Below are 26,072 nucleotides of genomic sequence, written 5' to 3'. Positions count from 1 at the left end.
CTTTTGCTGTACACTCTAGCAACCCGAGGTGAAGGGAGGACGTGCGATGCGAACGGCCGTCTACATTCGAGTCAGTACGGAGGATCAGGCACGCGAAGGGTTTTCGATCCCCGCTCAAAGGGAAAAGCTGCTCTCGTACATTCACTCCCAAGGATGGGAAGTCCATGCAGTCTATGCAGATGAAGGCGCAAGTGCCAAAGATACGAATCGCCCCGCACTCGGTCAGCTCCTGCAGGATATCCGAACGGGTGAAATCGATGTCGTACTCGTCTATCGACTCGATCGGCTCACGCGCTCTGTTCTTGATTTGTATCAGCTCCTGCAGGAGTTCGATCGATATGCGGTACACTTTAAAAGCTGCACCGAGGTATACGATACGACTACGGCAATCGGGCGACTCTTTATAACCTTAGTGGCTGCCCTCGCACAATGGGAACGGGAAAACTTGGCGGAACGGGTCAAGCTGGGAATGAGTCAGATGGCAAGAGAACGAAAACGACCAGGAGGACCTGCACCGTATGGATACAATCTGGTGCGAGGAACGCTGGTCGTGAATCAAAGGGAAGCAGCTGGCGTACGCAGCATGTTCGAGCGCTATGATCGAGGCGAATCTCCGCGCCAAATCGCTGAATGGGCGAATCAATCCGGATTGCGCGGCAAAAATGGCGCTTCATGGAGTGCAAGTGCCGTGCTTCGCCTGTTGAAAAATCCGGTCTATCATGGTGCGTTGCGTTGGAATTACGCTGACGCCGATCAACAACGCAATGACCCTGAGGAATGGATTATCGAAGAGGCGACTCACCCGGCCATCATCGATCAATCATGCTTCTCGCGGGTCCAGGAGCGGATGAGTGCTCGCGGAACAAGCCATCCCCGCGTTCTCAGCTCCCGCTACCTCTTTTCCGGATTGCTGTACTGCTCGCGTTGTGGCTCCTCGATGCGCGGGAAAACAACCACGATCACCGGAAAAGGAGAAAAACGTTACACGCACCGCTACTACTTGTGTAAAAACAAGCTGGCTGGTACGTGTGATGCTCCTGCCATACGGGAGGATCGCTTGGAAAAAGCCATTGTGCACGAGCTGATGCAGTATTCGCCAGAGTCCATCGCTGCGGTGAAGGAAGTGTATCAGACTGTGTTACAAGCGAATTCCCGCGCTCCCGCGAAAGAAACCGAGCAACAGCTGCAAATTCGAAGGAAGCGCTGGGAACAGGCTTATGAAGAGGGATTCCTTACTCTTTCTGCATTACGAGAGAAAATCAGTGCGTTGGAACTGGCTGCAAAAGAACGGGAACAGACTTACTCTGCTTTTGCAAAAGGACAACCGCTTGATCTAGATGCGCTTTCCAATTGGCAGCTCATTTGGACACATGCCAAAGAAAAAGAACGGCGATTGCTCGTATGCACAGTCATCCAACGTGTTGACGCGGAAGCAACAGACGCTGCCTCTGGTCAGAAAAATCGTAGGGTTTGCCTGCATCTGTTGTCTTTTCACTAAAATTGCCCCTGTTTTTGCCTGTATGGCGACAGGTGGTTCCCCACTGGGTTTGGAAAATTCTGTGACAGCGGGAATCATCAGTGCCAAAAACCGTCGCTTACAGGTTGCGAAGCGTATGTACGAAGAAATTTTTCAGACGGATGCTGCCATTAACCCAGGAAATAGCGGAGGTCCACTCATTAATTTGAATGGGGAAGTCGTTGGTCTCAATGCATTCATCATTCAATCCAGCCAATGCTTGGGCTTCGCCATCGGAATTGACGCCCTCAAAATGCAACTGGAGCAATACGTATTCAAGTGAGAAGCATACGATTCAACAAAAAAACCCCGTCTAGGAGGACGGGGATTGCTTCTCTAATGCAATAAGATATACATTTGGACCTTCTGTGTTGATTTGTTCTTCTGCCTGTTTTAATTGTTGCAGCTGAGCGGCCGTAAGCTGTGCGATAGGCAGTTCACCCAAACGATTCTGTTCCATTGCGTCATTCCTCCGTTGGTGTCAGACTCACGCTCGTAGTCTGCCCGATCTGGAGAGTATGTATTTACGCAGTGAGATCAAAAGCTTTGGCAATCGCAGAACACGAGCGCTTGCAGAAAACGATGGGCAGCTCGCGATCTTTGGCTTGGTTTTTCACTGTTTTGGCCAAGTTGTGATTGACGAAATCAGTCAACACCAAAATCATGTGGATACCAGCTGGAATTTTCACCCCGGTTTGCGAGCTTTTCCGTCCAGTTACGTGGTGAATATCCTTGAAGCCTTGACCTTGCAGAAATTCGATAATATTGCCCAGGCGATCTCCGCCAATTACTAAAATGGATGACATAACTTGTTACCTCCTTAAATTTGGGTGAATGTAGGATTTATGTTTTGTTCTCAGAATGCTAATTGATAATGAATATCACTCTTATTGATAAATATTATCATTCCCAATTGGCTTTGACAATACTCTCCATGATAACTTTTTTGTCAAAAAACAAAACTAGAAACGAAGCCGATAGACAAAGCCACGGCGCTCTAGCGTTTCCGCTCTCTTTTCCAAATTACACCGCATCATATTCTTCGTAATCATAGGAAAATGTACATAGGTGTTGCCCGGGTGTTTTTTCCAACGTTATAATGAAAAAATAGATTGTGAATGAGGAGGTGGCGTAGGGTGCAAGAAATTACACAGCTGCACGCCATTTTTGATCGCACCAGAGGTTATATCAACAGCTTCATGGGCGTTATCCAGCCGATTATCGATGCGGCAACGGACGAGCATACTCGTCTTTACTACCATCACATTTTGGAAGAAGAAGAACAGCGCATGGGTCGCTTGCAGGAATTGGTTCCCTACCTGGAGAAGCTGTCCTCAGGAAAAAGCCTGGATCAGCTAAGTGATCGCGACCTCTCGCAAATGCTGTCCGATGTAAATCTGGAACGTTTTGGACTGCACAATTTCCGCGAGCATCTGGAGCTCTCTTTGTATGAATTCAAGGATGACGAAACACGTCAGCTCCTGGATGGCATGCGAGAAAAGACGCATACAGACTATTTGACAGTCAAAGAGATCATGGCGAACATGAGCCAACGATTCTCTGATGCGGCTCATCCTGATCTCACTGATCATGATGAGGGGCACGACATTCACCAGGTCGATCATTTGAAAGCTTCGGCTTCCGCTCCTCACGGTGTTGCTTCCGTGATCAAGCATTCCGCCCCTGCAGTTTCTGGCAAAAAAGGACTGACAGTTGGCAGCTTGAAAGGAATGTAAAGAATCGGAAATCCTGAAATGACATGGAGGTTACACTATGGACAAGCTTCGTAAATACCCAGACTCTCCCTTGACGACTGAAGAATGGAACCAGCTGGACGCAACTGTCGTTGACATGGCTCGCCGCCAGCTTGTAGGCCGTCGTTTTATCGATATTTATGGACCATTGGGTGAAGGCATCCAAACCATTACCAACGATGTATATGAGGAATCCCGTTTTGGCGGTCTCTCCCTGCGTGGAGAATCACTGGAAATGACACAGCCTAGCCGCCGTGTCAGCATGACGATTCCGATCCTGTACAAGGATTTCATGCTGTACTGGCGCGATGTTGCCCAAGCACGTACACTGGGCATGCCTTTGGACATGAGCGCGGCTGCCAACGCAGCTGCTGGTGGTGCACTGATGGAAGACGATCTGATCTTCAACGGTGCTGCGGAATTCGACCTCCCAGGTCTGATGAACGTAAAAGGCCGCCTCACTCATCTGAAGAGCGATTGGATGGAATCTGGCAATGCGTTTGCGGATATCGTGGAAGCACGCAACAAGCTGTTGAAAATGGGCCATAGCGGTCCGTATGCACTGGTTGTTTCTCCTGAGCTCTACTCTCTCTTGCATCGCGTGCACAAAGGCACCAACGTGCTTGAGATCGAGCATGTTCGCAATCTCGTTACAGATGGTGTCTTCCAATCTCCTACCATTAAAGGCCGTTCCGGCGTTTTGGTAGCGACCGGCCGCCACAATCTCGACCTGGCGATTGCTGAAGACTTCGACTCCGCATTCCTCGGAGACGAGCAAATGAACAGTCTGTTCCGTGTGTATGAGTGCGTTGTATTGCGGATCAAGCGTCCAAGCGCAATTTGCACCCTGGAAGAAACAGAAGAATAGGAAGCTCTTTGACACACCCATTGACGATTCTTGTTGTGGGTGTGTTTTTTCATTCTTGAAATATGCAACACATCACTTATAATAAGAACGTATGTTCCGAACTTTCAAAACAATCTGACACAAATGTCGTTGGGGGGCTTTTTTATGAGATGCGAGGTCAATGGCGTCAACCTTTATTATGAGGAGATCGGAAGCGGCTTTCCTGTCGTGATGATTCACGGTTTTTCACTTGATCACCGCTGCATGACTGGTTGTCTGGAACCAATTTTTAAGAAACGTCCGGGATACCGACGACTTTACATAGACTTGCCGGGAATGGGACAAACGGAAAACTACGAACATATCCACACCACGGACGATATTCTGGAGGTTGTCCTCGCGTTCATCGATCAGCTCATTCCAGGTGAGCCCTTTTTCATTGCAGGTGAATCATACGGCGGCTATCTTGCGCGGGCGGTTATTGAGAAGCGCCGAGATCAAGTGAAGGGCGCCCTTTTCATTTGCCCGAACGTCATTCCTGACAAAGCAAAGCGCACACTGCCAGATAAACCCCTCCTAGTAGAGGAGCCTTCGCTCTGGGAGCAGTTGAGTGAGACAGAACGAGCGGAGTTTAAGTCGATGGCAGTAGTAGCTACCAACTACACGTGGAACCGCTATAAAAAAGAGATTGTCGACGGCTACATGCTGTCAGACCCTTCTTTCCTCAGTAAAATCAGACAGGCGTATGGCGTGTCCTTCCCATTAGATACGGCCCCCTTCCCCTACCCGAGTCTTTTTGTTGTGGGCAAACAAGATCATTCTGTCGGCTATCGCGATATTTGGGATATAATCGAAGGCTATCCCCGCTCTTCTTTTACCGCACTCGATTGTGCCGGACACAACTTGCAGATTGAGCAGCCGCTTCTGTTTACAGAGCTTGTGAATGAATGGCTGGATCGGGCACAAAGAGAGTTCTCCCTGTAAACATGCATGAAAAAAGACAACCAGCTCAATGGCAATGGTTGTCTTTTTGCTTCCATTAAACATTTGTCACCAGAGATTCGCTGTAGGCGTGGAATGCTTTGCCCAGTCGTGAAATCGCAAGCTCCGTGTCTTCCCGGTTCAAGAGTGTATAGTTCAAGCGCATCGTATTGACTTGCGGTTCGGCTGCATAAAACGGCTTCCCTGGCACGAATGCCACGCCTTCCTGTACGGATCGGGCCAGCAGCTTCTCAGCATCGACGTGCTCAGGAAGATTCACCCAGAGGAACATCCCGCCTCTTGGTTTTTCCCACTGTACACCCTCCCAGTTTTGCGCGACCAAGAGCTCATGCATCCATTCCATGCGCGCCTTGTAGGACTCGCGGATTTTCTCGATGTGGCGCTCCAGATCAAACCGGGATAATAGCTCATACAGGGCGTATTGGTCGATTGTGCTCGACTGCAAATCAACTGCTTGCTTCGCCTTCACCATCATTTGAATTACGCGGGTATCCCCGATGGCCCATCCGGTACGCAAGCCGGGCGCGACAATTTTGGAAAAGGTACTGGTGTACACCACACAGGAATCGGTCGGATGCTCATCCAGTGAGAAAATCGAGCGGTACGGTGCTTCCCCATCGAATTGGATCTCTCCATATGGGTCGTCTTCCAGGATGAGAATGTTTTGCGCCTTACATTGACGAAGCAAACCGAGACGGCGTTCGAGACTCCATACCTTTCCTGTCGGATTCGCAAAGGTAGGAATGACGTACACCATTTTCGGGCGATACTGGGCTATTTTTTTCGCCAGATCGTCCAGATCCATCCCATCAGCATCACCGTCTACAGGAATCGCTTTGATTCCCCGGAATTGGAACAACTGAACCGCTGCCAAATAGGTAGGGTTTTCGACGAGAACGACATCGCCTTCGTCTAAATATACACGGCACAACAAGTCTACCGCTTGCTGAGAGCCCGTAGTGATGATCATATTATCTACACCGACGTTCATATGCTTTTGCTTCATGCGGGATGCAATCCACTCACGAAGCGGCAAGTATCCATCAGTCAATCCATATTGAAGAGCTTTTGCTCCTTGTTCGAATGCGCGGTTGAACGCTTCGCGCATCTCTGCGATTGGAAAAGAATCCTCTGCTGGCAGTCCACCTGCGAGCGAGAGCACTTGATTGCCTTGGGTCAGCTTCAAGATTTCCCGGACAGCCGAGGAGGATAGTGCTTCAACAGATTTTGAAAATGAGTAATCCATGTTCCGTTCCCCCTTGATTTTGTTATCCTTGTTTTATCACTGTCAACAGCGTAAGTCCAATCCTTGCTAGCTATGAGCAGATAGGTTTTGACTATGTCGAGCGGTTGTTCAATCGTTAGTCTTGGCACACTGCATGCAAAAAACCCCTCTTCGTATTAAACGAAAAGGGGTCCATATGTATAGGCTATATCATCCTAGGCGATGCGGAACACACGTGGTTTCTCTGTGTGTGGGAGGAAAGAGAGGTCTACATGCGCGGACGCTTCTTCCATACCGATATCGTTTGCCAACAGCAATGCCTCTTCTTGGAAGGTCGGCGTACAGCTGCCTTCATTCAGTTCACAGAGACGCTTCAATCGCTTCAGTCTCTCTGCGGATTTTTCCACTCTCATGCATTCGTTCGTCAGCTCACAAACGTTGACGTGACGAGCATCAGCGATCATGCTGATATCATTCACATGGACAATGAGTCTTTTGCCTTCTTCTGTAACAAATCCGATCGAGCAAAAATGCGCACCTGACATTTCCAAACGAGTGAGAACAGCATTGGCGTAAACTTCTCCGGTCCGCAAGCGAATCTGGCCTGCTTCAATGGCTCCGCCGATCTTTCGCTCGTTGGCGATCACCGTATACATATCCGTGTAACCGTTAATCTGATAGCGCATGGTACCCTCCCGCTCTCGCTGAGACTAATTATCATTAACAATGCCATCGTATAATGAAAATCATTATCTGTCAATAATGAGAATGATTTTTATTCTAGAATAAAAAGCCACACTCCATTTGTATGGTAGTGTGGCCAAATTGCCTCGCCATTATTTTGTTTTCGTAAATAACCCCAACCGCTCAATCCGCTGGACGGCTTCCGCGAGACGCTCTTCATTTGATAACAAAGCCGCTCGCACATAGCCCTCACCTGTCGGGCCAAAGCCATTTCCTGGCGCTACGACGACATGCGCTTTTTCCAAAAGCAGATCAGAAAATTCGACGGACGTGAAGCCGCTTGGAACAGGAAGCCAAGCAAAAAACGAGCCTTGAGATGGCGGAGCCTGCCAGCCTATCCGATGCAGATTGGAGTACAAGGCATTGCGGCGGCTTTCGTAGACAGCCACGAGATCGCGAACGCACTGCTGCGAATCCGTCATCGCTTTGGCTGCCGCCATCTGCACCGCGCCGAACAGACTGACGAAGTAATGGTCCTGAATGAGATTGATCAGACGAACTAGCTCGCGATTTCCTACCATCGCACCAACACGCCAGCCTGCCATATTGTACGTTTTGGACAAGGTATAAAATTCTACACCCACTTCTTTTGCACCCGGAACCTGCATGAAGCTGACCGGCTTTTTCCCGTCATAGCTGATCGCCCCGTAGGCGAAGTCATGGCAGACGACGATTTCATGTTTTCGCGCAAAACGAATGGTTTCCTCATAAAACTCCAGTGGTGCGTTGACCGCTGTCGGATTGTTCGGATAGTTGAGAAACATCAGTTTCGCTCGATCCAGGTCAGCTTGGGAAAGCTGGCTGTAGTCTGGCAAGAAGTCATTTTCCGCCTTCAACGGCATCATGCCCATCCGTCCGTTGACGACAGCAACCCCCGACCAATAATCCGGATAGCCCGGGTCTGGAACCAGCGCAACATCGCCTGCGTTCATGAGTACTTGGCAAATCTCTACCAGTCCGGTTTTGCTGCCGAACAATATCGCTACTTCTTCCTCCGGATCGAGGTCCACATCAAATTCTTGCTTATACCAATGAGCTACTGCCTGCTTCAGTTCCACGCGTCCCTGAAAAGGCGGATATTTGTGATGGAGTGGTTGTGCCGCTTGCGCCTGTAGTTCTTCAATAATGTGCGGCGGCGTCGGCAAATCGGGATTGCCCTGCCCCAGGTTAATGACGTCATGGCCTTGCGCAATGACCTTGTTTACTTTTGCCACCAGGGTCGCAAAAAACTGGGTAGGGAGTCGATCAATCATGTCGGAGGGTTGAATGCGCATTTCTTTCTTCCATTCCTTTCTTGGGCCCAATACAGTAAAACCCCCCTTTTTCCATACAGAAAAAGGGGGAGATCAGCTTGGTCACGTCCTTATCTGTCAGGAAAAAAATCCTGCTGGAATTGGCACAGCATCTGTCCATTACATGGAACAGATCCGCTGCCGGGCTTCATAGGGCCAGTCCCTCCACCTCTCTGAATAAGTCAAACACACGGAATATACTGTTTTTTCGTCTATATCATACTACTTGAGCACGTAAACCGTGTCAAGATGCTTGATTCTGTAGGGGTACCTGATGTCTCCTTTTTTGAAAAGAAGTGTGGAAGGCAAAGAATGCCACAGACAACAGACACAAGCCTGCCATCACGAACAATAGTCCCTGCGCATGAATCGATTGAAAAATGAATGCGCCAAGCAGTGGTCCGAGCATCCGCCCAGCTGATCCAGTCCCTGCAATCAGCCCTTGAATGAAGCCCTCTCGTCCCTCTGGCGTAAACTGTGCAGCTACTGCCGGCACCGCTGGCCACACGAGCATTTCTCCCAGCGTCATGATGAACATCCCCGCCACAAAGCCTGCATAAACCGTTGATTGAGACAAAATCAACATCGACAAGGCAAAAATATAAGCGCCCAAGAGCATTTGTGCTTTTAGCGTACGGGCAAAGCGTCGAATGACCCACGCAATCAATGGCTGACCAAACAGGATCAAACCGCCGTTCAGCGTCCACAACAAACTGTATTGACGGAGTGAAATGCCCAGAGATTGCATGTAGGTCGACAGTACCGTGGTCCACTGTACATAGACAATCCAGCTAATTAATAGCCCCCCGCATAATAGCAGCAATGCTCCCCATACCACTTTTGACTCTTGCTGTGGTTGTTGTAGCACATCACCAGTTGCTTGCTCAGACATGCTTTGTCCAGTCGTCGAGTTTTGGCGTTGTTGTTCCGCCAATTTTAACTGACGCGGCAAAATGAGCATGAACATGGCAAGGACGATCACTTGTGAGATAGCATTACCGAAAAACGTCCAGGCAAACGAAACACTTGCCAAGAAGCCACCCAACGCAGAACCGGCAGCTACCCCCACATTGAGGGAGACATAAATCAGATTGATTCCTTTGCGTCCTCCGTCCGGCCATAACACTACTGCCAGTGCATTCATCACAGGAGAAAGTGTTCCGTAAAACAGTCCATTCAACAGAAGCAAGACAACATAAATCGTAAAATCTTGCGTAACACCTAAGCCAACCGAAATGAGAATAACGCCGATGGAACCAACAATGATCGTGCGCATTTTGCCCCAGCGGTCAAACATCATCCCGCCGATAATACTCCCGATCAGGAATGCGCCTTGATTTAAAAGCAACAAGAAGCCGGCTACAGTCAGCGGCTTTCCGAGATGGTTGTGAATATAGATCGTGACCAGCGGCCAAATACATGCCATTCCGGTAGAAAAAATGACGGCAGCAATCGCCAATAAACGAATGCTGCTCGGATAGGATTCCCACTTTTGCCTCATGGCTTACTTCTCTCCCCGATGGAAATCGCCGCTTTTTCCGCCTGTTTTGGATTGCAGACTGGTCGGACCGATTATCATTTCTTTATCCATGGCTTTGCACATGTCATACACCGTCAAAGCCGCTACGCTGACAGCGGTCAACGCCTCCATCTCGACGCCTGTTTTCCCTGTCGTCTTCACGGTTCCTGTAATCGCAAGCGTCGTTTCATCTACAAAAGCAAATTGTATGTCGATGCCAGTCAATGGCAGCGGATGACACATCGGGATGATTTCCCACGTCTTTTTGGCAGCCATGACACCTGCTACCTGCGCAACTGCGAGTACATCGCCCTTTTCGATTCGACCTTCGCGGATTCGGGCGAGTGTTTCGGGCTTCATGCTGATTTGGCTCTCGGCTACAGCTACCCGTTTTGTGACATCCTTCTCAGATACGTCTACCATCCGCGCTCGATTTTGTTCATTAAAATGTGTTAATTGATCAGTCATACTAGCATCGTTCCTCCTCTATCTCCTCCTACCTTACTCCCACCACTGGATAAAAGCAATGGGAATGTAGAGGACACTGTTTCGTTATCTTGCTCATCCACTCCTAAAAACGTACGAAGAACAGGTGCTGGAGGTATACTGTGCGTACACAGCTCAAAAGGAGGCGTATGGAAATGGAAACGAATAAGGATCAGACGGTACGTTGGGCAATGCTGAAGCACGGTGATTGGACTATTTATTTAGCTGCAACGGCTGCTGGACTTTGTTATGTCGGCTCGGCCAACCAGCCTTTTGCTGAATTGGAAGCGTGGGTTGAAAAGCATCGCCCACAAATTGCACTGGTGCAAGACGATTCATGGCTAAAGCCTTTTGCAACAGAACTAATGGAGTATTTGCAAGGAGCACGCGAGCATTTTTCCATGGATTGCGATCTGCAAGGAACACCCTTTCAGCTCGCAGTCTGGGAGGCACTGCGCCAAATCCCATACGGTCAAACGGCATCGTACACCGACATTGCGAACATCATTGAAAAGCCTGCTGCTGTTCGTGCCGTCGGTGCCGCAATTGGTGCCAATCCGCTTCTCATTACAGTCCCCTGCCACCGCGTTGTTGGTAAAAACGGTTCACTGACTGGCTATCGTGGAGGACTGCCCATGAAGACAACTCTGCTTGATCTGGAGAAAAAGACAAATCGGGGTGTAAAGCATGGCTAATTCACTGACAGAAAGGATCGCTGCACTTGACTGGCATTCCCTGCAACAGGAGTTGGACGAACAAGGGTATGCTGCTTTTCCTTCCTTAATAAGCTCGGATGCGTGCGAAGAATTAATCGCTACGTACGGACAGGATGACCTTTTTCGCAATACGATCCAAATGGCGCGATACCGTTTCGGTGAAGGGGAGTATCGCTATTATCAGGCTCCCCTTCCCTCGCTTTTGCAGGAGCTTCGCGAAAGCTTTTATCCGATGCTTGCGCAGACTGCGAATCGGTGGCTGGAAATGCTTGGACGCGAAGCGCTCTACCCTGCTACCCTCCCTGAATTTTTGGCGCAATGTCACGATCAGGGCCAGCTGCGCTCTACTCCACTGATTTTGAAATATGAAACAGGCGGCTATAATTGCTTGCATCAAGATATGTACGGCGAGGTGTTCTTCCCGTTTCAAGTTGTTTTTGCCTTGAATCAGAAGGAGAAGGACTACAGGGGCGGAGAATTTCTGCTGATGGAGCAACGGCCGCGCGCGCAGAGCCGGGGACATGTGATAACCTTGGAGCAAGGCGCTGGACTGATTTTCCCTACATCCTATCGTCCTGTACAGGGCACGCGAGGCTATTATAAAAACACGCTGCGCCACGGTGTCAGCACAATTACCTCAGGAAAGCGCTACAGCCTCGGGATTATTTTTCATGATGCAAAGTGAGGAACGCCCAATATGAAACACATCCTTTCCTATAAAATGCCGAAAACCCTCCTTAATAAAGGAAGCGGATTTCTTGCAGATTACACCCATTCGCTCAATCCGTATACGGGCTGTTCTTTCGCCTGCTCCTATTGCTATGTTCGGCAAATGCCTGTCTCTTTGTTTCGAAACGAGCAATGGGGCACGTGGGTTGACATCAAGCAGCAAGCTGCCGATTTATTGCGCAAGGAGTTAATGCGGGCTAAGAAAAAAGGAAAGGTGACCATCTTTATGTCTTCGAGTACAGACCCGTACCAGCCCATCGAACACACGGAAAAGGTGACGAGGTCTTTACTCGAAGTCATGGTAGAGAATCCACCTGATTTTTTGCTGGTACAGACGAGGAGTCCCTTGGTATGGCGGGATGCCGATTTGTTGCTTCTGCTGGGTGATCGCGTCCGCGTCAGCATGACCATCGAGACCGATTTGGAGGAAATTCGCAGGCACTTTAGCCCACACGCTCCCCCCATTCAAGCACGGCTCAAAACACTCCAGCGTTTGGCGGAGGCAGGCATCCCGACACAAGCAACCATTGCCCCTGTTTTGCCTAGCAGTGAGTCATTCCCGGAGATTTTGCGCCCCTTGGTCACACGTGTCTGTGTCGACGATTTTTATATGGGAGATGGCAGCGGCGGTAAACGAACGAAAAGAAACGGCATTCCCGCTCTCTATGAACAGCTTGGACTGGAAAAATGGTATGATCCTTCCGCCTATCGGATCGTCTACGATCGGCTATTACGTGTTTTTCCCCCGGATCAGATCTATTTGAGTCAGGAAGGCTTCGCCCCTTAGAAGCAACCGTTAATGGAAACACCCCATTCATTGGCAACTTTGATCGGTTTATGATATCGTCTAGCCTAGAGAGTAGTATCATCCAGGGAAATGAGGAATTGTCTTGACCATTACGATCTTGTTATTTGCCGGACTCGCCGAACGTGCGAATGCCCGGGAAGTACAGTTGACCCTATCTGAAGGCGCGACCGTTAGCGATCTTCTGCAAGCAGTGGAAAAAGAATATCCTGCGCTCTCTGCGCTTTTGGGCAGTTGCTTTGTCTCTATCAATCATGAATATGCGGCGAAAAATCAGGTCATTTCAGCTGATGACGAGATTGCCCTCTTGCCACCTGTAAGCGGCGGAGAAGAAGATCCGCGCTTCGCCATTACCGAGGAGCCCATTTCTGCGGACAAGCTCGTTCGTCTGGTGAGCAACCCGCATGCAGGCGCGATCCTTACTTTTGTCGGAACTGTTCGCGAATTTACCCATGGTCAGCGCACGGTGTATTTGTCCTATGAAGCATATGCCCCCATGGCTGTGGAAAAAATGAAGCAGGTCGCAGCAGAGATCGAGGAACGCTGGCCGGGAGCTCAAGTCGCGATGCACCATCGTATCGGTAATTTGGCTGTGGAAGAGATTGCGGTTGTTTGTGCCGTGGCAACAGCGCATCGCAATGAATCGTTTGAAGCAGGCCGTTATGCCATCGAGCGACTCAAGCAGATCGTTCCCATTTGGAAAAAAGAAATGTGGGAAGATGGAAGCGAATGGAAGGGACATCAGCAAGGACCGTGGAATCCGCTTGCGATGCCAGAAGGAAAGGTGGAGTAACGCCTTGGATACTCGCTATTCCCGTCAAATATTGTTTCATCCGATCGGGCGCAGTGGACAGGAAAAGCTCGGGCAAAGCCGTGTAGCGATCGTCGGCATGGGAGCCCTCGGAACTGTTCTCTCCAATCATATGGTCCGTGCCGGAGTAGGTTTTGTCCGCATCATTGACCGCGACTTCGTCGAGCCGAGCAACCTGCAGCGTCAAATGCTCTACGACGAATCCGATGCAGCCGAGCATTTGCCAAAAGCAATCGCCGCTCACGCCAAGTTGACAAAGATCAACTCAGCTGTCACCATCGAACCGATTGTCGCAGACCTCACCGCTTACAATGCGGAGGAATTGCTGGCAGATGTCGATCTCGTTCTGGATGCAACGGATAACTTTCAGGTGAGATATCTCGTGAACGATGTTTGCGTTAAGCATAGTATTCCGTGGGTGTACGGTGGAGCTGTGAGTGCGACCGGAACATTTACCGCGATTCGTCCGGGGATCACGCCTTGCTTGCGCTGTCTTTTCCCTGAAGCGCCAAACCCGGGTGAGATGCCTACCTGTGACACGGCTGGCGTTATCGGACCGATCATTCACATCGTCGCCTCCTATCAGGCAACAGAAGCGTTCAAGCTGTTAGTGGGCGCAACCGATGAGCTCAATCCGAATTTGGAGCACTTTGAGATTTGGCATAACCGCCATCAGCAAATCAAAGTGGTCAATGCTCGCCGAGACGACTGTCCGACATGCGGGCAGAAGCAATTTTCGTTTTTGCAGCCGGATACCCAGGATGGACAAGCCGTTTCACTTTGCGGTCGAGACACCGTACAAATCTCGCCGGCCGCTGCAATCACGCTTGATCTGAACGCATTGGCTGATAGACTCTCTCCTTTGGGACAAATCGAGCAAAACAAGTTTTTGCTGCGTTTCCGTGTCGATACGTACACGCTCGTCATTTTCCCGGATGGTCGCGTCCTCGTGCAAGGCACGGATGACATCAGCCAGGCACGTTCGCTCCATGCCAAGTATATCGGTGCGTAGCTGGTTTACCCGTAATGAAAATAAGCTGTCCCAAACCGTCGCACGGACGAAGGGGCAGCTTTTTTATGCCGTTTGAACAAATGTAATCGTAAACGTGGTACCTTTTCCTACTTCACTCTCAACGACGATCGTGGCATGATGCAAATCGATTATTTTTTTCACGATCGCCAGTCCCAGACCACTCCCCGAATTGGCTCGGTTCCGCGATGGATCCGCCTTGAAAAATCTTTCGAAAATGCGTTCCTGGTTTTCCTTGGAGATCCCGATTCCCGAGTCGGTTATTTTCACGAGCACTTCTCCGTTTACCGTCTCCAGCTTTACGCTGATTTTCCCACCTGTCTCCGTGAATTTGATGCTGTTACCAAGCATGTTGGTCCAGACTTGACTCAGCATATCCTCGTCGGCGACAATTTCGACTTTTTCCAAGTCTATGTCCATTTCAATCTCTTTCGCCATCCATTGCGGCTCGCATGCGAGGATGATTGTGCGTAGTTGCGTGTCCAACCGATACGGCTTCCGCTCCAAATCATGCTGGATGCCCTCTAGGGCAGTGAGTTTAAGCAGGTTGTCACTGATCTTGGACAGTCGCTTGCTTTCTGACTCGATAATCTCCAAGTAGCGATTACGCTCTTCTGGGCTAAGTCTTTCATTATGCAGGGCGCGAGCAAACCCGCTGATGGACGTCAGAGGCGATTGAATTTCGTGGGAAACATTGGAGATGAACTCTTGCCGCAGCTTCTCCATCTCATTTAATTGCTCCGCCACGTGGTTGATGCCATCTACCAGCTCCCCCCATTCGTGCGCCAGCTTGATATCGAGATTGACCCGAAAATCCCCCATGGCAATCCGTCTGAGCGCATCAATCAATGGTTGAAACCTGCCCCGATGCCTTGGCATGGTGAAGAAAGAAATGATCATCCCTACTCCAATAAACAACATGCAGCTCATAACTGAATGGACCAACGTTTTTACAAGATCATTGGGATGATAGCCCATATAGCCATAAAAAAGAGAGGTAACCCCGTATGCAGCAAGCCCGCACAAGCCAAAAACAGCACATAAGCCCACTACGCCCACGATTTTCAGCAAAACATGTGAACGGTCTGATCTTCTCATTTTCATACGACAATCTCCAAACGATAACCAAGTCCCCGAACCGTCCGGATCAAAAAGCCGTACATCGCTTCCGGAAAACGCTCCCGCAATCGGTTGATATGCACGTCTACTGTGCGCTCATTTCCTTCAAAATCATATCCCCATATTTGTTCGATCAGCTGCTCGCGGGAAATGGTCTGCCCGGGATAGCTGGCCAGTTTGAACAACAGCTCGAACTCCTTTAGTGGGATCGTCCAAGTTTTCGTACCGCTAGCGACTGCAAACGTTTTACGATCAAGCAGCAATCTTCCTGCTTGAACCTGATGAGAAGCGGCAATCCGGTAACGCTTGAGCAGCGCTTTTACCCGGACGACCAGCTCCTGCGGATCAAACGGCTTCACCAAATAATCGTCTGTCCCTAGCTCAAAGCCTTTGATTTTTTGCGATGTCTCTCCCTTGGCCGTCAGCATGAGCAAGGGAAAATCATAATGCTTGCGAAGATGCCGACACAGCTCCCAGCCGTCCATGTTCGGCATCATGATGTCAAGAATCACCAGCTGTGCGGCAACTGTCTCCAGTTTGTCCAGTGCCTCCTGTCCGTCTGCGGCTTCCACTATCGTAAAGCCTTCATTGCGCAAGAAGACGCTGACGAGCTCGCGAATATGCGGATCGTCGTCGACTACCATAATCGTGGTCACGTTCTACACCCTCTCTTTTACGAGCAATTGCTGACTAGCCAGTTCGCGGTACATCTCATGGGTTTGAAAAAGCTCTTCATGTGTACCCATACCTGTGATTTTTCCCTTTTCCAAAAAGATGATTTGATCTGCTTCCACCACGGTCGACAAGCGATGGGCAATCACAAGGGTAGTACGCCCCTTCATTAAATTTTGCAACGCCTTCTGGACAATCATCTCGGAGTTGCTGTCCAAGCTAGAGGTCGCTTCATCCAGCATCAAGATTTGCGGGTCCCGAAGCAATGCACGAGCAATGCCGATTCGTTGGCGCTGTCCGCCCGATAGCTTCATGCCTCGCTCCCCTACTTCTGTCTCATAGCCATTTGGCAATTCCTCAATAAATTGGTCCGCATAGGCCATCTTTGCCGCCTCTTTCAGTTCCTCGTCGCTAATCGTCCGTGAAATCCCGTAGCAAATATTTTCTCGGATGGTTCCGGCGATCAATGGGCTTTCCTGGGACACGTAGCCGATTTGACTTCTCCACGACTTCAAGGAAAAATCCGTGATGGGATCATTGCCCAGCCTGATTTCTCCACGCAGTGGCTGGTAATACCTTTCAACCAGCGAAAACAACGTTGTCTTGCCGCTGCCGCTCGGTCCGACAATCGCATTTACTTTTCCGGCCCCAATCGTAAAGCTGACATCATCGAGTATCGTTTCCCCGTTCTCATACCCAAAGCTCACATGGTTCACATGAATGGGCTGGCCTGCGTTTTCAAGCGTCCGTCCTGTCAAAAGATCTTCTTCTTCGGCGTCCAGCGTCGCAATGATTCTTTCTGTTGCCCCCATCGCTTTTTGCAAGGAGGTGAAAAACTGTGTGAATTGCCCCAGCGGTATGACAATTTGCACTAGATACAAAATAAACGCGACCAGCTCACCAGCTGTCAATGCTCCCGTGGACACCCGCATGCCACCATAGCCGATCACAACCACGAGCAGCACCATCAAGATAAAGGACATTAACGGTCCAATGACGGCTTGGACTCTTCCTTCTTTCAGCCCGAATCGGAACAAATTTCCGATTGCCTTTGTTCCCATCCCCAGTTCGTGTGTTTCGGCATTGGAAGATTTCACAAGCCGCATCTCTTGCAGCACTTGATTCATAATCGTCGTAAAACTGGCGGTCTCGTCTTGCAGTCCTTTTGAAATTTTGTACATCTGACTGCCGAGCGGTATGAGAATCCCGATGCACAATGGCACAGCAACGAGCATGGTTAACGTCATTTGCCAATCGAGGTATAGCAACGTCACGACAGAACCAACAATCGTGATCAATCCTGTGAAAAAGCTGGACAGTTGATCACTAATCAAGCTTTTTACAACGCCGGTATCGTTGGTCATACGACTAATCGTCTCACCTGTCCGGTTGTTATCATAATAAGAGATCGGCAGGACGAGCAGTTTTTTCCAGAGTCTTTCCCGGAGTGAGGCTACCACACTCTCGCCGACATGATTTAATAAGTAGATGGACAGCCCTCCCGCAATCGCTTGTGCGACAAAGGCAACGATCAAGAGAATGATTTGTGGTGTCGTGATCGTAGATAGGGAAAAGCTGTCCACTAAATCCTTCGTAAACAACGGAATCACTAAGCTAACCAATGTGGTGGCGATGCTCATGAACAACGCGACACCGATTTTGAGCTTGGATGGCTTTGTTTCCATAATTAATCGAAAGAAGGGGCGCCAGTTTCCCCATTTCGCTACGCTATTGGTCTGTTCCATTCGTTTATTTCTCCCCTTTTTCCTCTACTCATTTTCACTTGCAAGAGATACGATACTGCATGAATGTAAACGAAATATAAACGGGATAATAATTGAAGTGCGTGCAATTTTCTTCTTTCTAATAAGAAGACGTTCGTGATCCAATTTTCTTTACCTATGATTTTTGTATATAAATGATGAATTTGGGGTAGAAGCCGGGAAACAAATCGTATATAATAGGTTCGTAATGAAGAAACGAAACAACGTTTCACCAGATGAAACTCCAAGTTATTATAGGGAGGTTGTATACATTGGCTAACAAAGATGCTTACAAAGTAAAGTCTTCCCTGCAAGTAGGCGACAAGTCTTTTGCTTACTATCGCCTGCAAGGGTTGGAAGAACAAGGATTGGGCGATGTTTCCAAACTGCCGTTCTCCATTAAAGTTCTGCTCGAGGCTGCTGTACGTCAGTTCGATGGCCGCGCGATCACCAAAGAACACGTACAACAATTGGCGACCTGGACAAAAGGCCGCGATGAAAACCAAGAAGTACCTCTCATGCCAGCTCGTATCGTTCTGCAAGACTTCACCGGTGTACCGGCTGTAGTTGACTTGGCAGCGATGCGCATCGCGATGAAGCGCGCTGGTGGAGATCCAAAACGAATCAACCCATTGGTTCCAGTTGACCTCGTTATCGACCACTCCGTCATGGTTGACGATTTCGGTAACGCCTCCGCTCTGGACAACAACATGAAATTGGAATTCGAACGCAACCAAGAGCGCTACCGCTTCCTGCGTTGGGCACAAACTGCGTTTGACAACTTCCGTGCGGTTCCTCCAGCTACTGGTATCGTTCACCAAGTAAACTTGGAGTACCTTGCAACTGTAATCGCTACTCGCGAAGTAGATGGCGAATTGGTTGCTTTCCCTGACTCTCTCGTAGGTACTGACTCCCACACCACTATGATCAACGGTCTTGGTGTTCTTGGATGGGGTGTTGGTGGTATCGAGGCAGAAGCAGGAATGCTCGGCCAACCACTGTATTTCGTAACGCCAGAAGTCGTTGGTTTCAAACTGACTGGTACCCTGAGTGCTGGTGCAACTGCAACCGACCTCGCTCTGACTGTTACACAAATGCTGCGTAAAAAAGGCGTTGTAGGTAAATTCGTGGAGTTCTACGGACCAGGCCTGTCCAACATCTCGCTGGCTGACCGCGCTACCGTAGCGAACATGGCACCTGAGTACGGCGCTACAATGGGCTTCTTCCCAGTAGATGCTGAGACACTCAACTACATGCGTCAAACCGGTCGTGAAGAAGACCTCATCTCCTTGGTTGAAACTTACACCAAAGCACAAGGCCTCTTCCGTACTGACGAAACTCCAGACCCAGTATTCTCCGAAACATTGGAACTGGATCTGTCCACTGTCGTACCTAGCTTGGCTGGTCCAAAACGTCCACAAGACCGCGTAGAGCTGACTGCTATGAAGGAATCCTTCAATACCAGCCTCGTGACGCCGATCGACAAAGGCGGATTTGGCCTCTCCGAAGAGAAAATCGCAGCTAGCGCACCAGTTGCTTATGCTAACGGTGAAACAGCTACGCTGAAAACTGGTTCGGTTGTAATCGCAGCGATCACTTCCTGTACCAATACATCAAATCCTAGCGTAATGCTGGGTGCAGGTATCCTGGCGAAAAAAGCTGTGGAAAAAGGCCTGAAAAAGCCTGCTTTCGTAAAAAGCTCCCTGGCTCCAGGTTCCCGTGTCGTTACACAATACCTGAAAGACGCTGGTCTGATCGACTCCTTGGATGCTATCGGATTCAACGTCGTAGGTTATGGTTGCACCACTTGCATCGGTAACTCCGGTCCATTGCCAGAGGAAACCAGCAAAGCTATCGCTGACGAAGATCTGACAGTTGCAGCGGTACTTTCCGGTAACCGTAACTTCGAAGGCCGTATCCATGCACAGGTAAAAGCGAACTACCTCGCTTCTCCTCCATTGGTTATCGCCTATGCACTCGCAGGTACTGTAAATATCGACCTGACTACAGAGCCAATCGGCACTGGCAAAGACGGTCAACCTGTATTCTTGAAAGACATCTGGCCAACTCCACAAGAGATCGCAGCTGCAATGGACAAAGCAATGAATCCTGCTCTGTTCCGCGCTGAGTACGGCCAAGTGTTCACACAAAACGAAGCTTGGAACAAAATCGACGTTCCAACTGGCGACCTGTACGAGTGGGATGAAAAATCCACGTACATCCAAGAGCCGCCATTCTTCCAAAACCTGGCTGGAGAAATCGCTAAAATCGCAGACATCAAAGCAGCGAACACTATCGCACTCTTCGGTGATTCTGTGACAACTGACCATATCTCCCCAGCAGGCAACATCTCGCCAACTAGCCCAGCAGGTCTCTATCTGCAAGCTAACGGCGTAGAGCGCAAAGACTTCAACTCCTACGGTGCTCGCCGTGGTAGCCACGATGTAATGATGCGCGGTACATTTGCGAACATCCGTATCCGCAACCAAGTGGCTCCTGGCACTGAGGGCGGCGTAACCAAATACTTGCCAACTGACGAAGTAATGTCCATCTACGATGCTTCCATGAAGTATCAAGCAGACGGTACTCCACTCGTTGTACTGGCTGGTAAAGAGTACGGTACTGGTTCTTCCCGTGACTGGGCAGCAAAAGGTACATTCCTCTTGGGTATCAAAGCAGTTATCGCTGAGAGCTTCGAGCGTATCCACCGTGCTAACCTGGTTGGTATGGGCGTTCTGCCTCTGCAATTCGCTGATGGCCAAAGCTGGAAGTCCCTCGGCATCGACGGTACTGAGTCCTTCAGCATTGTTGGTCTCTCCGATGATGTACAACCTGGTCAACGCGTAAAAGTAGAAGCAACGAAGAAAGACGGCAGCACCTTCGCATTCGAAGTAATCGTGCGCCTCGATTCCATGGTAGACGTAGACTACTACCGCAATGGTGGTATCCTGCAAACGGTTCTGCGTCAATTGCTGGATGAAGGCAAACCAGTAAACGCGTAAGCAAACGAATAAAAAATAAGTTCGTATCAGCACCCACCCAACGAAAAGAGCAGACTCCGAGTATTTCGGCAGTCTGCTCTTTTTTGCGTTTCCACCCAGACTTATGGTTGTCGCTTGCAGGCCGCCGTGCTGATGACTTGCTTTTTGTTTTTTCTTCCTGATGGGCCACGCTTAAGTGGAAGATTCAGTGAATACGCATGGAAGAGGGAAGTGTTTCCCAGAAAAAGGAGGGATTCGTGATGAAACAGTTATTTCGCGAAACCTGGATCGAGGTTAATCTCGATGCCATCAAGAAAAATATTCGGGCGATACGCCGGCATATTCCTGAACAGACGAAAATCATGGCGGTTGTCAAAGCGAATGCCTATGGCCATGGTTCTGCCGGAGTAGCACGCCATGCCCTCGAGTACGGGGCTACTTCCCTCGCTGTCGCCATCCTGGAAGAAGGCATCGTCTTACGCAAGGCGGGAATTGCAGCACCTATACTCGTGCTGGGATTCACCCCCCTTTCCCGTGTCAAAGAGGCGGTTGCTTGGAATATAGAGCTGTCCGCGTTTCAGACCGATTGGATTAAAAAAGCCGATAAAATGGTCAAATCAACGGCTTTCTCCAATCGTCTGAACATCCATATTAACGTAGACACCGGGATGGGGCGCTTGGGCGTTCGGACAAAATCCGGGTTGCTTTCAGTCGTGAAGGCTTTAACGTCAAGCTCTTCCCTTGCATGGACCGGAATCTTCACTCATTTTTCCACTGCGGATGAACCCGATCAGACATTAACCAAAGCGCAACACGAGTTATTTGTTGATTATCTTCGTTATCTGAAGGAAAAAGGCTTCGAGCTTCCGACCGTACACATGAGCAACACCGCTGCAACCATTGCTTTTCCCGAATACAGCGCCGATATGATCCGCCTCGGAATCGGCATGTATGGACTGTATCCATCCGCTTATATCCGACAACTCAATCGTGTGAAGCTCGTTCCGGCACTCAGCTTGAAATCGCGCTTCTCCTATGTAAAGACAATGCTGACGCCACCGTTTACCATTAGTTATGGTGCTACATACATAGCAAAGCGCGGAGAGGTCATCGGGACGATTCCAATCGGTTATGCCGACGGTTATTCGCGCGCACTCTCTAACCGGGGATTTGTTCTGTATCGAGGCAGACGTTTGCCGATTGCAGGGCGAGTGACGATGGATCAGATGATGGTCAGCTTGGGAGAAGGCAGTGGAAAGCAAGGCGATGAGGTCGTGATTTACGGCAAGCAAGGGAACCGCGAGATTACTGTCGATGAGATTGCCGAAATGCTCGGGACGATCAACTATGAAGTCGTTGCGACCCTCAGTAATCGCATCCCTCGTTTGTTTTTGGAAAATGGGGTGGTTGTAGAGATCACTCATCTGTTGCCGGAAGGTTAAATGAGGCAGGCTTGGAGAATAATTTTTTTGCGAAAACAAAAAATAGGGAAAACCAAATTCGCAAAAAAGGAATGGAAACATGAAATCGCGATTCACATACGCCATCCTTCTCCTGTTGGCGCTGAGTCTGACTGTGATCAGCTGCAAGCCAGACTCAGCTTCCCAAATCCGTCAGCATAGCCTTAAGGCTCAGCCCTCGGCTGAGAGAAATGCATCGCAAAAGCCTGTCCTGCTCATTCTCATTGATTCGTTAATGGACAAACCCCTGCAAGAAGCGATCCGGCAAGGCCGCGCTCCTGCTTTGGGTTATTTGCTTGCTAACGGGCGCTATTACCCGCATGTTGTGAGCTCATTTCCCACCATGTCGGTAACCATCGACAGCACTCTCCTTACAGGTACGTATGCCAATCAGCATCATGTACCGGGATTATCCTGGTTCAGCAACAAGGAAAAACGGATGATTTATTACGGGTATGGTCCCAAAGAAGGTCTAAAGATCGATCAGCCACAAGTACTGCTAGATATCCTTCATCAATTGAATCTGGTCCAGCTCAATCCGCATACGAAAACTATTCATGAAGAACTGGCTGAAAAAGGCAAGGATACCGCTTCGATCAATGGTATTATTTGGAGAGGCAAAACAGCGCACACCTTGCAGATTCCCCGTCTCGTTGAATTCAGTACACGTTTGCCGGGCGAGGTGAATGTGTACGGGCCAAAACTGCTGTCGTATGCAGCATTTGCCCAGCTTGATCCGAATCAAAAAAGTGAAAAGCGCATTTGGCGGAAATACGGGATGAATGATGAGTTTTCCGCGCAGGAGATCAATTATCTCATCACCAACAAGAAGCTTCCCCCTCTTACCATCGCGTACTTGCCGGAAAATGACATGGAGGTACACATGAAGGGAGCAGCTTCCATCGAAGGGATTGAAAAAGCAGATAAAGCCCTGCAAACCGTGCTTGATGCTTTTGGTTCATGGGACAAGGCAGTCAAGGAAGCGCGGTGGATCGTCATGGGAGATAGTGCCCAGAGCGCTGTTCTTGATGATCGCCAGGTCGCTACCATTGATTTGCGTGACTTTTTGACCCCTTATCAGATCGCGAAAATCGGTCGACCCCTCACACCCACTGACCAAATTGTGATTTCAACCAACGAACGGATGGCCTATATTTATGCCCTGGACCCGCGTATTCCGTTACCCGATATCGTAAAACGTTTGCAGCGTGAACCGAAGCTGGACATCATTGCGCGGAAGGAAGGCAACAAGATTGTCGTAACAGCAGGCACGGTCAACCGACAATTTACTTACCAGCTAAAGGGTCCCTATACTGATCCATACGGTCAATCATGGACCTTCAGTGGTGATCCGCGTCTGCTCGATATTACCATGAAAAAGAATCGGATCACGTATGGGAAATATCCTGACGTTTTGGCGAGGCTCTACGGCGCAATGAATTCGCATGAAGGCAGATATGTGGTCGTTACTGTTCAGCCTGGCCATGAGCTTATAACGGAAAACTCCCCCACCCATATCGGCGGTGCTGCACACGGTTCCTTGCACGAGATGGACTCAATCGTTCCCATGCTAGTAATCGGGACAACGACGCGCCCCCAAGCATTGCGTCTCGTCGATATGAAAGACTGGCTGTTGCGCCTGACAACCGAATGAGTGAATCAGGTTTTATTGAAAAAACGAATACATGTTCCCCTCCATTTTAGGCACCCTACTGATGAGGAGGAATGATACATGGATCAACCGAGCTTTGAACAAATTTACGAAGCGTACAAAAATGCTGGAGAACAACAGGCGATCCAGGAAAATGAAGGGAACAGTCCACTTGCGAATACGGGAAAAGAGCAAATCGTGGCCGTCAGGAAAAACGACGATGGAGACTTGATCGCCTTTAAAACAGACTCCGGTCGTGAACTCGACTATATCACAGCACTCAACGATGCAAAAGCTGGCAAGCTGGCTCATGTAGACGTGTTTCACAAGTATGGGAGAGACATTCTGCGGAGTGAGCCAGACGGGATTAAGGAAAACAATTTGGATAATCTGCCTGACTTTTGATGAAAAAAGGTCGCCCACATGATCCGGGCGACCTTTTTGTATCTAGTTGCATTGGCTTTATGGATAAATCTGGCAAGGAATCGGAGCGTCGAACGTTCTTTGAATACTTGCCCACCTTGGAGACTTGAGTTGTCACAAAAAGATGATTATTTACGACTTAGTAATAGATATAAGAAAGGGTGATGATCATGGATGCATATGATGTTGCAGTAATCGGCGGCGGGTTGTCCGGATTAACAAGTTCCATTTATTTGGCAAGAGCTGGTCTGTCAGTCGTTCTGATTGAAAAATCAAGTCAGTTAGGGGGAAGGGCCGCAACGATCAAAAAGAATGGAACTTCTCTCAACCTTGGCCTCCATGCACTTTACAAAGGTGGAGCTGCCGAAGAAGTTCTACAGGAGCTGGGAATCACCGTCGAAGGTGCGTACGCGCCTGCAAAAGGCGGCATGGTGTGGGATGGCAAACTTTTCGAACTCCCCGGAAGTCCACTCTCCCTTTTGAAGAGTCCCTTGCTGTCACCTTCGGCTAAATGGGAATTGACTCGATTTGTGAACCGATTGAGGGGAATCGATACAAACGCTTTACCCACCATCAGTTTTCGAGAATGGGTCGAACAGGAAATACGCGATTCTATGATTCGTCAGCTCATTTACGCTGTTTGCAGGACGAATACATTTGTACCTTACCCGGAGCTACTCTTGGCAGCTCCGGGAGTGAGACGATTGCAACTTGTTTTTAAAGGAAACCAAGTGTTATATATCGATCATGGTTGGGGGCAACTGGTTGATCATCTGCAGAAAGAAGCAATCCGTACAGGTGTAACGATTTTAAACCGTAAAAGTATATCAGAGATTGCCCATGATCAAGATAAAGTCCGGCAACTCTATTTTGCGGATGGCGAGAAACTGGAAACCTCCTATGTCATCGTCACAGCAGGACCATCCGAAACCTTCAAGATGGTTAAGAATGCGGAGCATACATCGCTGAAAGTGTGGCGGGATCGTACAAAACCAATTTATGCCGCTTGTCTAGATGTTGCATTGCGTAAGCTGCCCATTTCTAATCCCAAACGGTACTTCACTTTCTTTTTGGATCGGCCCATTTTTATTAGTACCCCCTCAGTTATTTCCAATGCAAGTGAGGATGGATCGGTCATCATCCATGCATGCAAAGATATCGGTTTCGGCTCGGACCACTCAAAGAACGAAGAAAGCCAATTGGAGGAGGCATTAGACTTTATACAACCTGGATGGAGAAATGAACAGGTTGCCCGTCAATTTTTGCCGAAAATCAAAGTTGCTCACGACTTTGATTCTATCGATCGGATCGATAAAAGTTATGGCCCCTCCGTTCCAGAAGTGTACGGGTTGTATGTGGCCGGTGATTGGACTGGGCGAGGTGAAGTTTTAGTAGACGCGGTTTTTGCCAGTGCGAAACGAGCTGCACAAGAGGTCATTCGTGAATATAACTCAATGGAAGGGAGGTCAGATTTGCGCAGCTGATCTTGGCTATCTATCCCTATCCTTTCGGCAGCTTCCGGACTTC

General features: G+C 49.3%; 25 protein-coding genes and 1 riboswitch. Of the genes, 15 read left to right on the top strand and 10 right to left on the bottom strand.

From position 1 onward, the window contains the following. The first annotated feature begins 46 nt into the window (after positions 1–46). Both EL268_RS09200 and EL268_RS09195 read left to right on the top strand, forming a co-directional pair. Complete coding sequence (locus tag EL268_RS09200) at positions 47–1,498, top strand: recombinase family protein (RefSeq protein ID WP_106654561.1); 1,452 nt, start codon at positions 47–49, stop codon at positions 1,496–1,498. Between the two features lie 22 nt (positions 1,499–1,520). After that, entirely contained in the window at positions 1,521–1,799 is a 279-nt protein-coding gene (locus tag EL268_RS09195; RefSeq protein WP_007721243.1) for a S1C family serine protease, read from the top strand. A 30-nt stretch (positions 1,800–1,829) separates the two neighbouring features. Here the strand turns inward: EL268_RS09195 and EL268_RS32695 are convergent, their stop codons facing one another. Beyond that, on the bottom strand, positions 1,830–1,976 hold the full coding sequence (locus tag EL268_RS32695; RefSeq protein ID WP_162837758.1) for a hypothetical protein: 147 nt from the start codon (positions 1,974–1,976) through the stop codon (positions 1,830–1,832). Between the two features lie 64 nt (positions 1,977–2,040). Beyond that, a complete protein-coding gene (locus EL268_RS09190) occupies positions 2,041–2,322 on the bottom strand; it encodes a DUF2325 domain-containing protein (protein WP_007721245.1) in 282 nt (93 codons plus the stop codon). 330 nt (positions 2,323–2,652) lie between these two features. On the opposite strand from EL268_RS09190, the gene EL268_RS09185 reads away from it, so the two are divergent. From EL268_RS09185 to EL268_RS09175, 3 genes are all read left to right on the top strand, one after another. After that, positions 2,653–3,252, top strand: a complete 600-nt coding sequence (locus EL268_RS09185; protein WP_048034009.1) for an IMEF encapsulin system ferritin-like cargo protein — start codon at positions 2,653–2,655, stop codon at positions 3,250–3,252. 37 nt (positions 3,253–3,289) lie between these two features. Continuing rightward, the gene (locus EL268_RS09180; protein ID WP_007721249.1) at positions 3,290–4,138 is read left to right on the top strand and encodes a family 1 encapsulin nanocompartment shell protein; all 849 of its coding nucleotides are present in this window, start codon (positions 3,290–3,292) and stop codon (positions 4,136–4,138) included. Between the two features lie 144 nt (positions 4,139–4,282). After that, a complete protein-coding gene (locus tag EL268_RS09175) occupies positions 4,283–5,101 on the top strand; it encodes an alpha/beta fold hydrolase (protein ID WP_106654560.1) in 819 nt (272 codons plus the stop codon). 55 nt (positions 5,102–5,156) lie between these two features. Here EL268_RS09175 and EL268_RS09170 read toward each other — a convergent pair whose 3' ends face one another. From EL268_RS09170 to moaC, 5 genes are all read right to left on the bottom strand, one after another. Next, the gene (locus EL268_RS09170) at positions 5,157–6,365 is read right to left on the bottom strand and encodes an aminotransferase-like domain-containing protein (protein ID WP_106654559.1); all 1,209 of its coding nucleotides are present in this window, start codon (positions 6,363–6,365) and stop codon (positions 5,157–5,159) included. 194 nt (positions 6,366–6,559) lie between these two features. Continuing rightward, positions 6,560–7,030, bottom strand: coding sequence for a hypothetical protein (locus EL268_RS09165; protein WP_106654558.1), 471 nt, complete (start codon positions 7,028–7,030; stop codon positions 6,560–6,562). Positions 7,031–7,180: 150 nt separating this feature from the next. Further along, positions 7,181–8,362 carry a pyridoxal phosphate-dependent aminotransferase gene (locus EL268_RS09160; RefSeq protein WP_106654617.1) on the bottom strand — a complete coding sequence of 394 codons (1,182 nt, stop codon included), beginning with the start codon at positions 8,360–8,362 and terminating at the stop codon, positions 7,181–7,183. 86 nt (positions 8,363–8,448) lie between these two features. After that, a riboswitch (SAM riboswitch) is annotated at positions 8,449–8,564 on the bottom strand. Between the two features lie 60 nt (positions 8,565–8,624). Continuing rightward, positions 8,625–9,881 (bottom strand): MFS transporter, encoded by a 1,257-nt coding sequence (locus EL268_RS09155; protein ID WP_106654557.1) that lies wholly within the window; start codon positions 9,879–9,881, stop codon positions 8,625–8,627. Positions 9,882–9,884: 3 nt separating this feature from the next. Then, positions 9,885–10,367, bottom strand: coding sequence for a cyclic pyranopterin monophosphate synthase MoaC (gene moaC / locus EL268_RS09150; RefSeq protein ID WP_047071888.1), 483 nt, complete (start codon positions 10,365–10,367; stop codon positions 9,885–9,887). Positions 10,368–10,540: 173 nt separating this feature from the next. On the opposite strand from moaC, the gene EL268_RS09145 reads away from it, so the two are divergent. The 5 genes from EL268_RS09145 to EL268_RS09125 all read left to right on the top strand — a co-directional run bounded on the left by EL268_RS09145 (position 10,541) and on the right by EL268_RS09125 (position 14,458). After that, positions 10,541–11,080 (top strand): methylated-DNA--[protein]-cysteine S-methyltransferase, encoded by a 540-nt coding sequence (locus EL268_RS09145; RefSeq protein WP_106654556.1) that lies wholly within the window; start codon positions 10,541–10,543, stop codon positions 11,078–11,080. Then, positions 11,073–11,786, top strand: coding sequence for a 2OG-Fe(II) oxygenase (locus EL268_RS09140; RefSeq protein WP_106654555.1), 714 nt, complete (start codon positions 11,073–11,075; stop codon positions 11,784–11,786). The genes EL268_RS09145 and EL268_RS09140 overlap by 8 nt, the downstream gene beginning before the upstream one ends. 12 nt (positions 11,787–11,798) lie before the next feature. After that, entirely contained in the window at positions 11,799–12,617 is an 819-nt protein-coding gene (locus tag EL268_RS09135) for an SPL family radical SAM protein (RefSeq protein ID WP_106654554.1), read from the top strand. Positions 12,618–12,720: 103 nt separating this feature from the next. Further along, positions 12,721–13,428, top strand: a complete 708-nt coding sequence (locus EL268_RS09130; RefSeq protein ID WP_047071883.1) for a molybdenum cofactor biosynthesis protein — start codon at positions 12,721–12,723, stop codon at positions 13,426–13,428. Between the two features lie 4 nt (positions 13,429–13,432). Further along, the gene (locus EL268_RS09125) at positions 13,433–14,458 is read left to right on the top strand and encodes a ThiF family adenylyltransferase (RefSeq protein ID WP_106654553.1); all 1,026 of its coding nucleotides are present in this window, start codon (positions 13,433–13,435) and stop codon (positions 14,456–14,458) included. A 63-nt stretch (positions 14,459–14,521) separates the two neighbouring features. Here the strand turns inward: EL268_RS09125 and EL268_RS09120 are convergent, their stop codons facing one another. Genes EL268_RS09120 through EL268_RS09110 form a run of 3 tightly spaced genes read right to left on the bottom strand, consistent with a single transcriptional unit; the run spans position 14,522 to position 18,012 of the window. After that, a complete protein-coding gene (locus EL268_RS09120) occupies positions 14,522–15,580 on the bottom strand; it encodes a sensor histidine kinase (RefSeq protein ID WP_106654552.1) in 1,059 nt (352 codons plus the stop codon). Next, positions 15,577–16,251: a response regulator transcription factor gene (locus tag EL268_RS09115; RefSeq protein WP_106654551.1), complete on the bottom strand. Its 675-nt coding sequence runs from the start codon at positions 16,249–16,251 to the stop codon at positions 15,577–15,579. Before EL268_RS09115 ends, EL268_RS09120 begins: the two co-directional genes overlap by 4 nt. Positions 16,252–16,254: 3 nt before the next feature. Beyond that, complete coding sequence (locus tag EL268_RS09110) at positions 16,255–18,012, bottom strand: ABC transporter ATP-binding protein (RefSeq protein ID WP_106654550.1); 1,758 nt, start codon at positions 18,010–18,012, stop codon at positions 16,255–16,257. Between the two features lie 290 nt (positions 18,013–18,302). Here EL268_RS09110 and acnA point away from each other — a divergent pair, with 290 nt between their 5' ends. The 5 genes from acnA (at position 18,303) to EL268_RS09085 (ending at position 26,029) form a co-directional block, all read left to right on the top strand. Next, on the top strand, positions 18,303–21,032 hold the full coding sequence (acnA, locus tag EL268_RS09105) for an aconitate hydratase AcnA (protein ID WP_106654549.1): 2,730 nt from the start codon (positions 18,303–18,305) through the stop codon (positions 21,030–21,032). A gap of 239 nt (positions 21,033–21,271) precedes the next feature. Continuing rightward, positions 21,272–22,453 (top strand): alanine racemase, encoded by a 1,182-nt coding sequence (alr, locus tag EL268_RS09100; protein ID WP_106654548.1) that lies wholly within the window; start codon positions 21,272–21,274, stop codon positions 22,451–22,453. Positions 22,454–22,532: 79 nt separating this feature from the next. Continuing rightward, complete coding sequence (locus EL268_RS09095; RefSeq protein ID WP_106654547.1) at positions 22,533–24,125, top strand: alkaline phosphatase family protein; 1,593 nt, start codon at positions 22,533–22,535, stop codon at positions 24,123–24,125. 78 nt (positions 24,126–24,203) lie between these two features. Further along, positions 24,204–24,527, top strand: a complete 324-nt coding sequence (locus EL268_RS09090) for a DUF3892 domain-containing protein (RefSeq protein WP_106654546.1) — start codon at positions 24,204–24,206, stop codon at positions 24,525–24,527. Between the two features lie 188 nt (positions 24,528–24,715). Beyond that, the gene (locus EL268_RS09085; protein WP_164724451.1) at positions 24,716–26,029 is read left to right on the top strand and encodes a phytoene desaturase family protein; all 1,314 of its coding nucleotides are present in this window, start codon (positions 24,716–24,718) and stop codon (positions 26,027–26,029) included. Positions 26,030–26,072 lie beyond the last annotated feature (43 nt).

It is taken from the genome of Brevibacillus brevis, from assembly GCF_900637055.1.
GTDB classification, from domain to species: domain Bacteria; phylum Bacillota; class Bacilli; order Brevibacillales; family Brevibacillaceae; genus Brevibacillus; species Brevibacillus brevis.
This window is presented reverse-complemented; position numbering and strand designations above follow the sequence as displayed.

Excerpts from the sequence above, each read along its gene's own strand:
- EL268_RS09200 (WP_106654561.1), top strand. The coding sequence starts at position 47 with ATGCGAACGGCCGTCTACATTCGAGTCAGTACGGAGGATCAGGCACGC.
- EL268_RS09195 (WP_007721243.1), top strand. The coding sequence starts at position 1,521 with ATGGCGACAGGTGGTTCCCCACTGGGTTTGGAAAATTCTGTGACAGCG.
- EL268_RS32695 (WP_162837758.1), bottom strand. The coding sequence starts at position 1,976 with ATGGAACAGAATCGTTTGGGTGAACTGCCTATCGCACAGCTTACGGCC.
- EL268_RS09190 (WP_007721245.1), bottom strand. The coding sequence starts at position 2,322 with ATGTCATCCATTTTAGTAATTGGCGGAGATCGCCTGGGCAATATTATC.
- EL268_RS09180 (WP_007721249.1), top strand. The coding sequence starts at position 3,290 with ATGGACAAGCTTCGTAAATACCCAGACTCTCCCTTGACGACTGAAGAA.
- EL268_RS09175 (WP_106654560.1), top strand. The coding sequence starts at position 4,283 with ATGAGATGCGAGGTCAATGGCGTCAACCTTTATTATGAGGAGATCGGA.
- EL268_RS09170 (WP_106654559.1), bottom strand. The coding sequence starts at position 6,365 with ATGGATTACTCATTTTCAAAATCTGTTGAAGCACTATCCTCCTCGGCT.
- EL268_RS09165 (WP_106654558.1), bottom strand. The coding sequence starts at position 7,030 with ATGCGCTATCAGATTAACGGTTACACGGATATGTATACGGTGATCGCC.
- EL268_RS09160 (WP_106654617.1), bottom strand. The coding sequence starts at position 8,362 with ATGCGCATTCAACCCTCCGACATGATTGATCGACTCCCTACCCAGTTT.
- EL268_RS09155 (WP_106654557.1), bottom strand. The coding sequence starts at position 9,881 with ATGAGGCAAAAGTGGGAATCCTATCCGAGCAGCATTCGTTTATTGGCG.
- moaC (WP_047071888.1), bottom strand. The coding sequence starts at position 10,367 with ATGACTGATCAATTAACACATTTTAATGAACAAAATCGAGCGCGGATG.
- EL268_RS09145 (WP_106654556.1), top strand. The coding sequence starts at position 10,541 with ATGGAAACGAATAAGGATCAGACGGTACGTTGGGCAATGCTGAAGCAC.
- EL268_RS09140 (WP_106654555.1), top strand. The coding sequence starts at position 11,073 with ATGGCTAATTCACTGACAGAAAGGATCGCTGCACTTGACTGGCATTCC.
- EL268_RS09135 (WP_106654554.1), top strand. The coding sequence starts at position 11,799 with ATGAAACACATCCTTTCCTATAAAATGCCGAAAACCCTCCTTAATAAA.
- EL268_RS09120 (WP_106654552.1), bottom strand. The coding sequence starts at position 15,580 with ATGAAAATGAGAAGATCAGACCGTTCACATGTTTTGCTGAAAATCGTG.
- EL268_RS09110 (WP_106654550.1), bottom strand. The coding sequence starts at position 18,012 with ATGGAACAGACCAATAGCGTAGCGAAATGGGGAAACTGGCGCCCCTTC.
- alr (WP_106654548.1), top strand. The coding sequence starts at position 21,272 with ATGAAACAGTTATTTCGCGAAACCTGGATCGAGGTTAATCTCGATGCC.
- EL268_RS09095 (WP_106654547.1), top strand. The coding sequence starts at position 22,533 with ATGAAATCGCGATTCACATACGCCATCCTTCTCCTGTTGGCGCTGAGT.
- EL268_RS09090 (WP_106654546.1), top strand. The coding sequence starts at position 24,204 with ATGGATCAACCGAGCTTTGAACAAATTTACGAAGCGTACAAAAATGCT.
- EL268_RS09085 (WP_164724451.1), top strand. The coding sequence starts at position 24,716 with ATGGATGCATATGATGTTGCAGTAATCGGCGGCGGGTTGTCCGGATTA.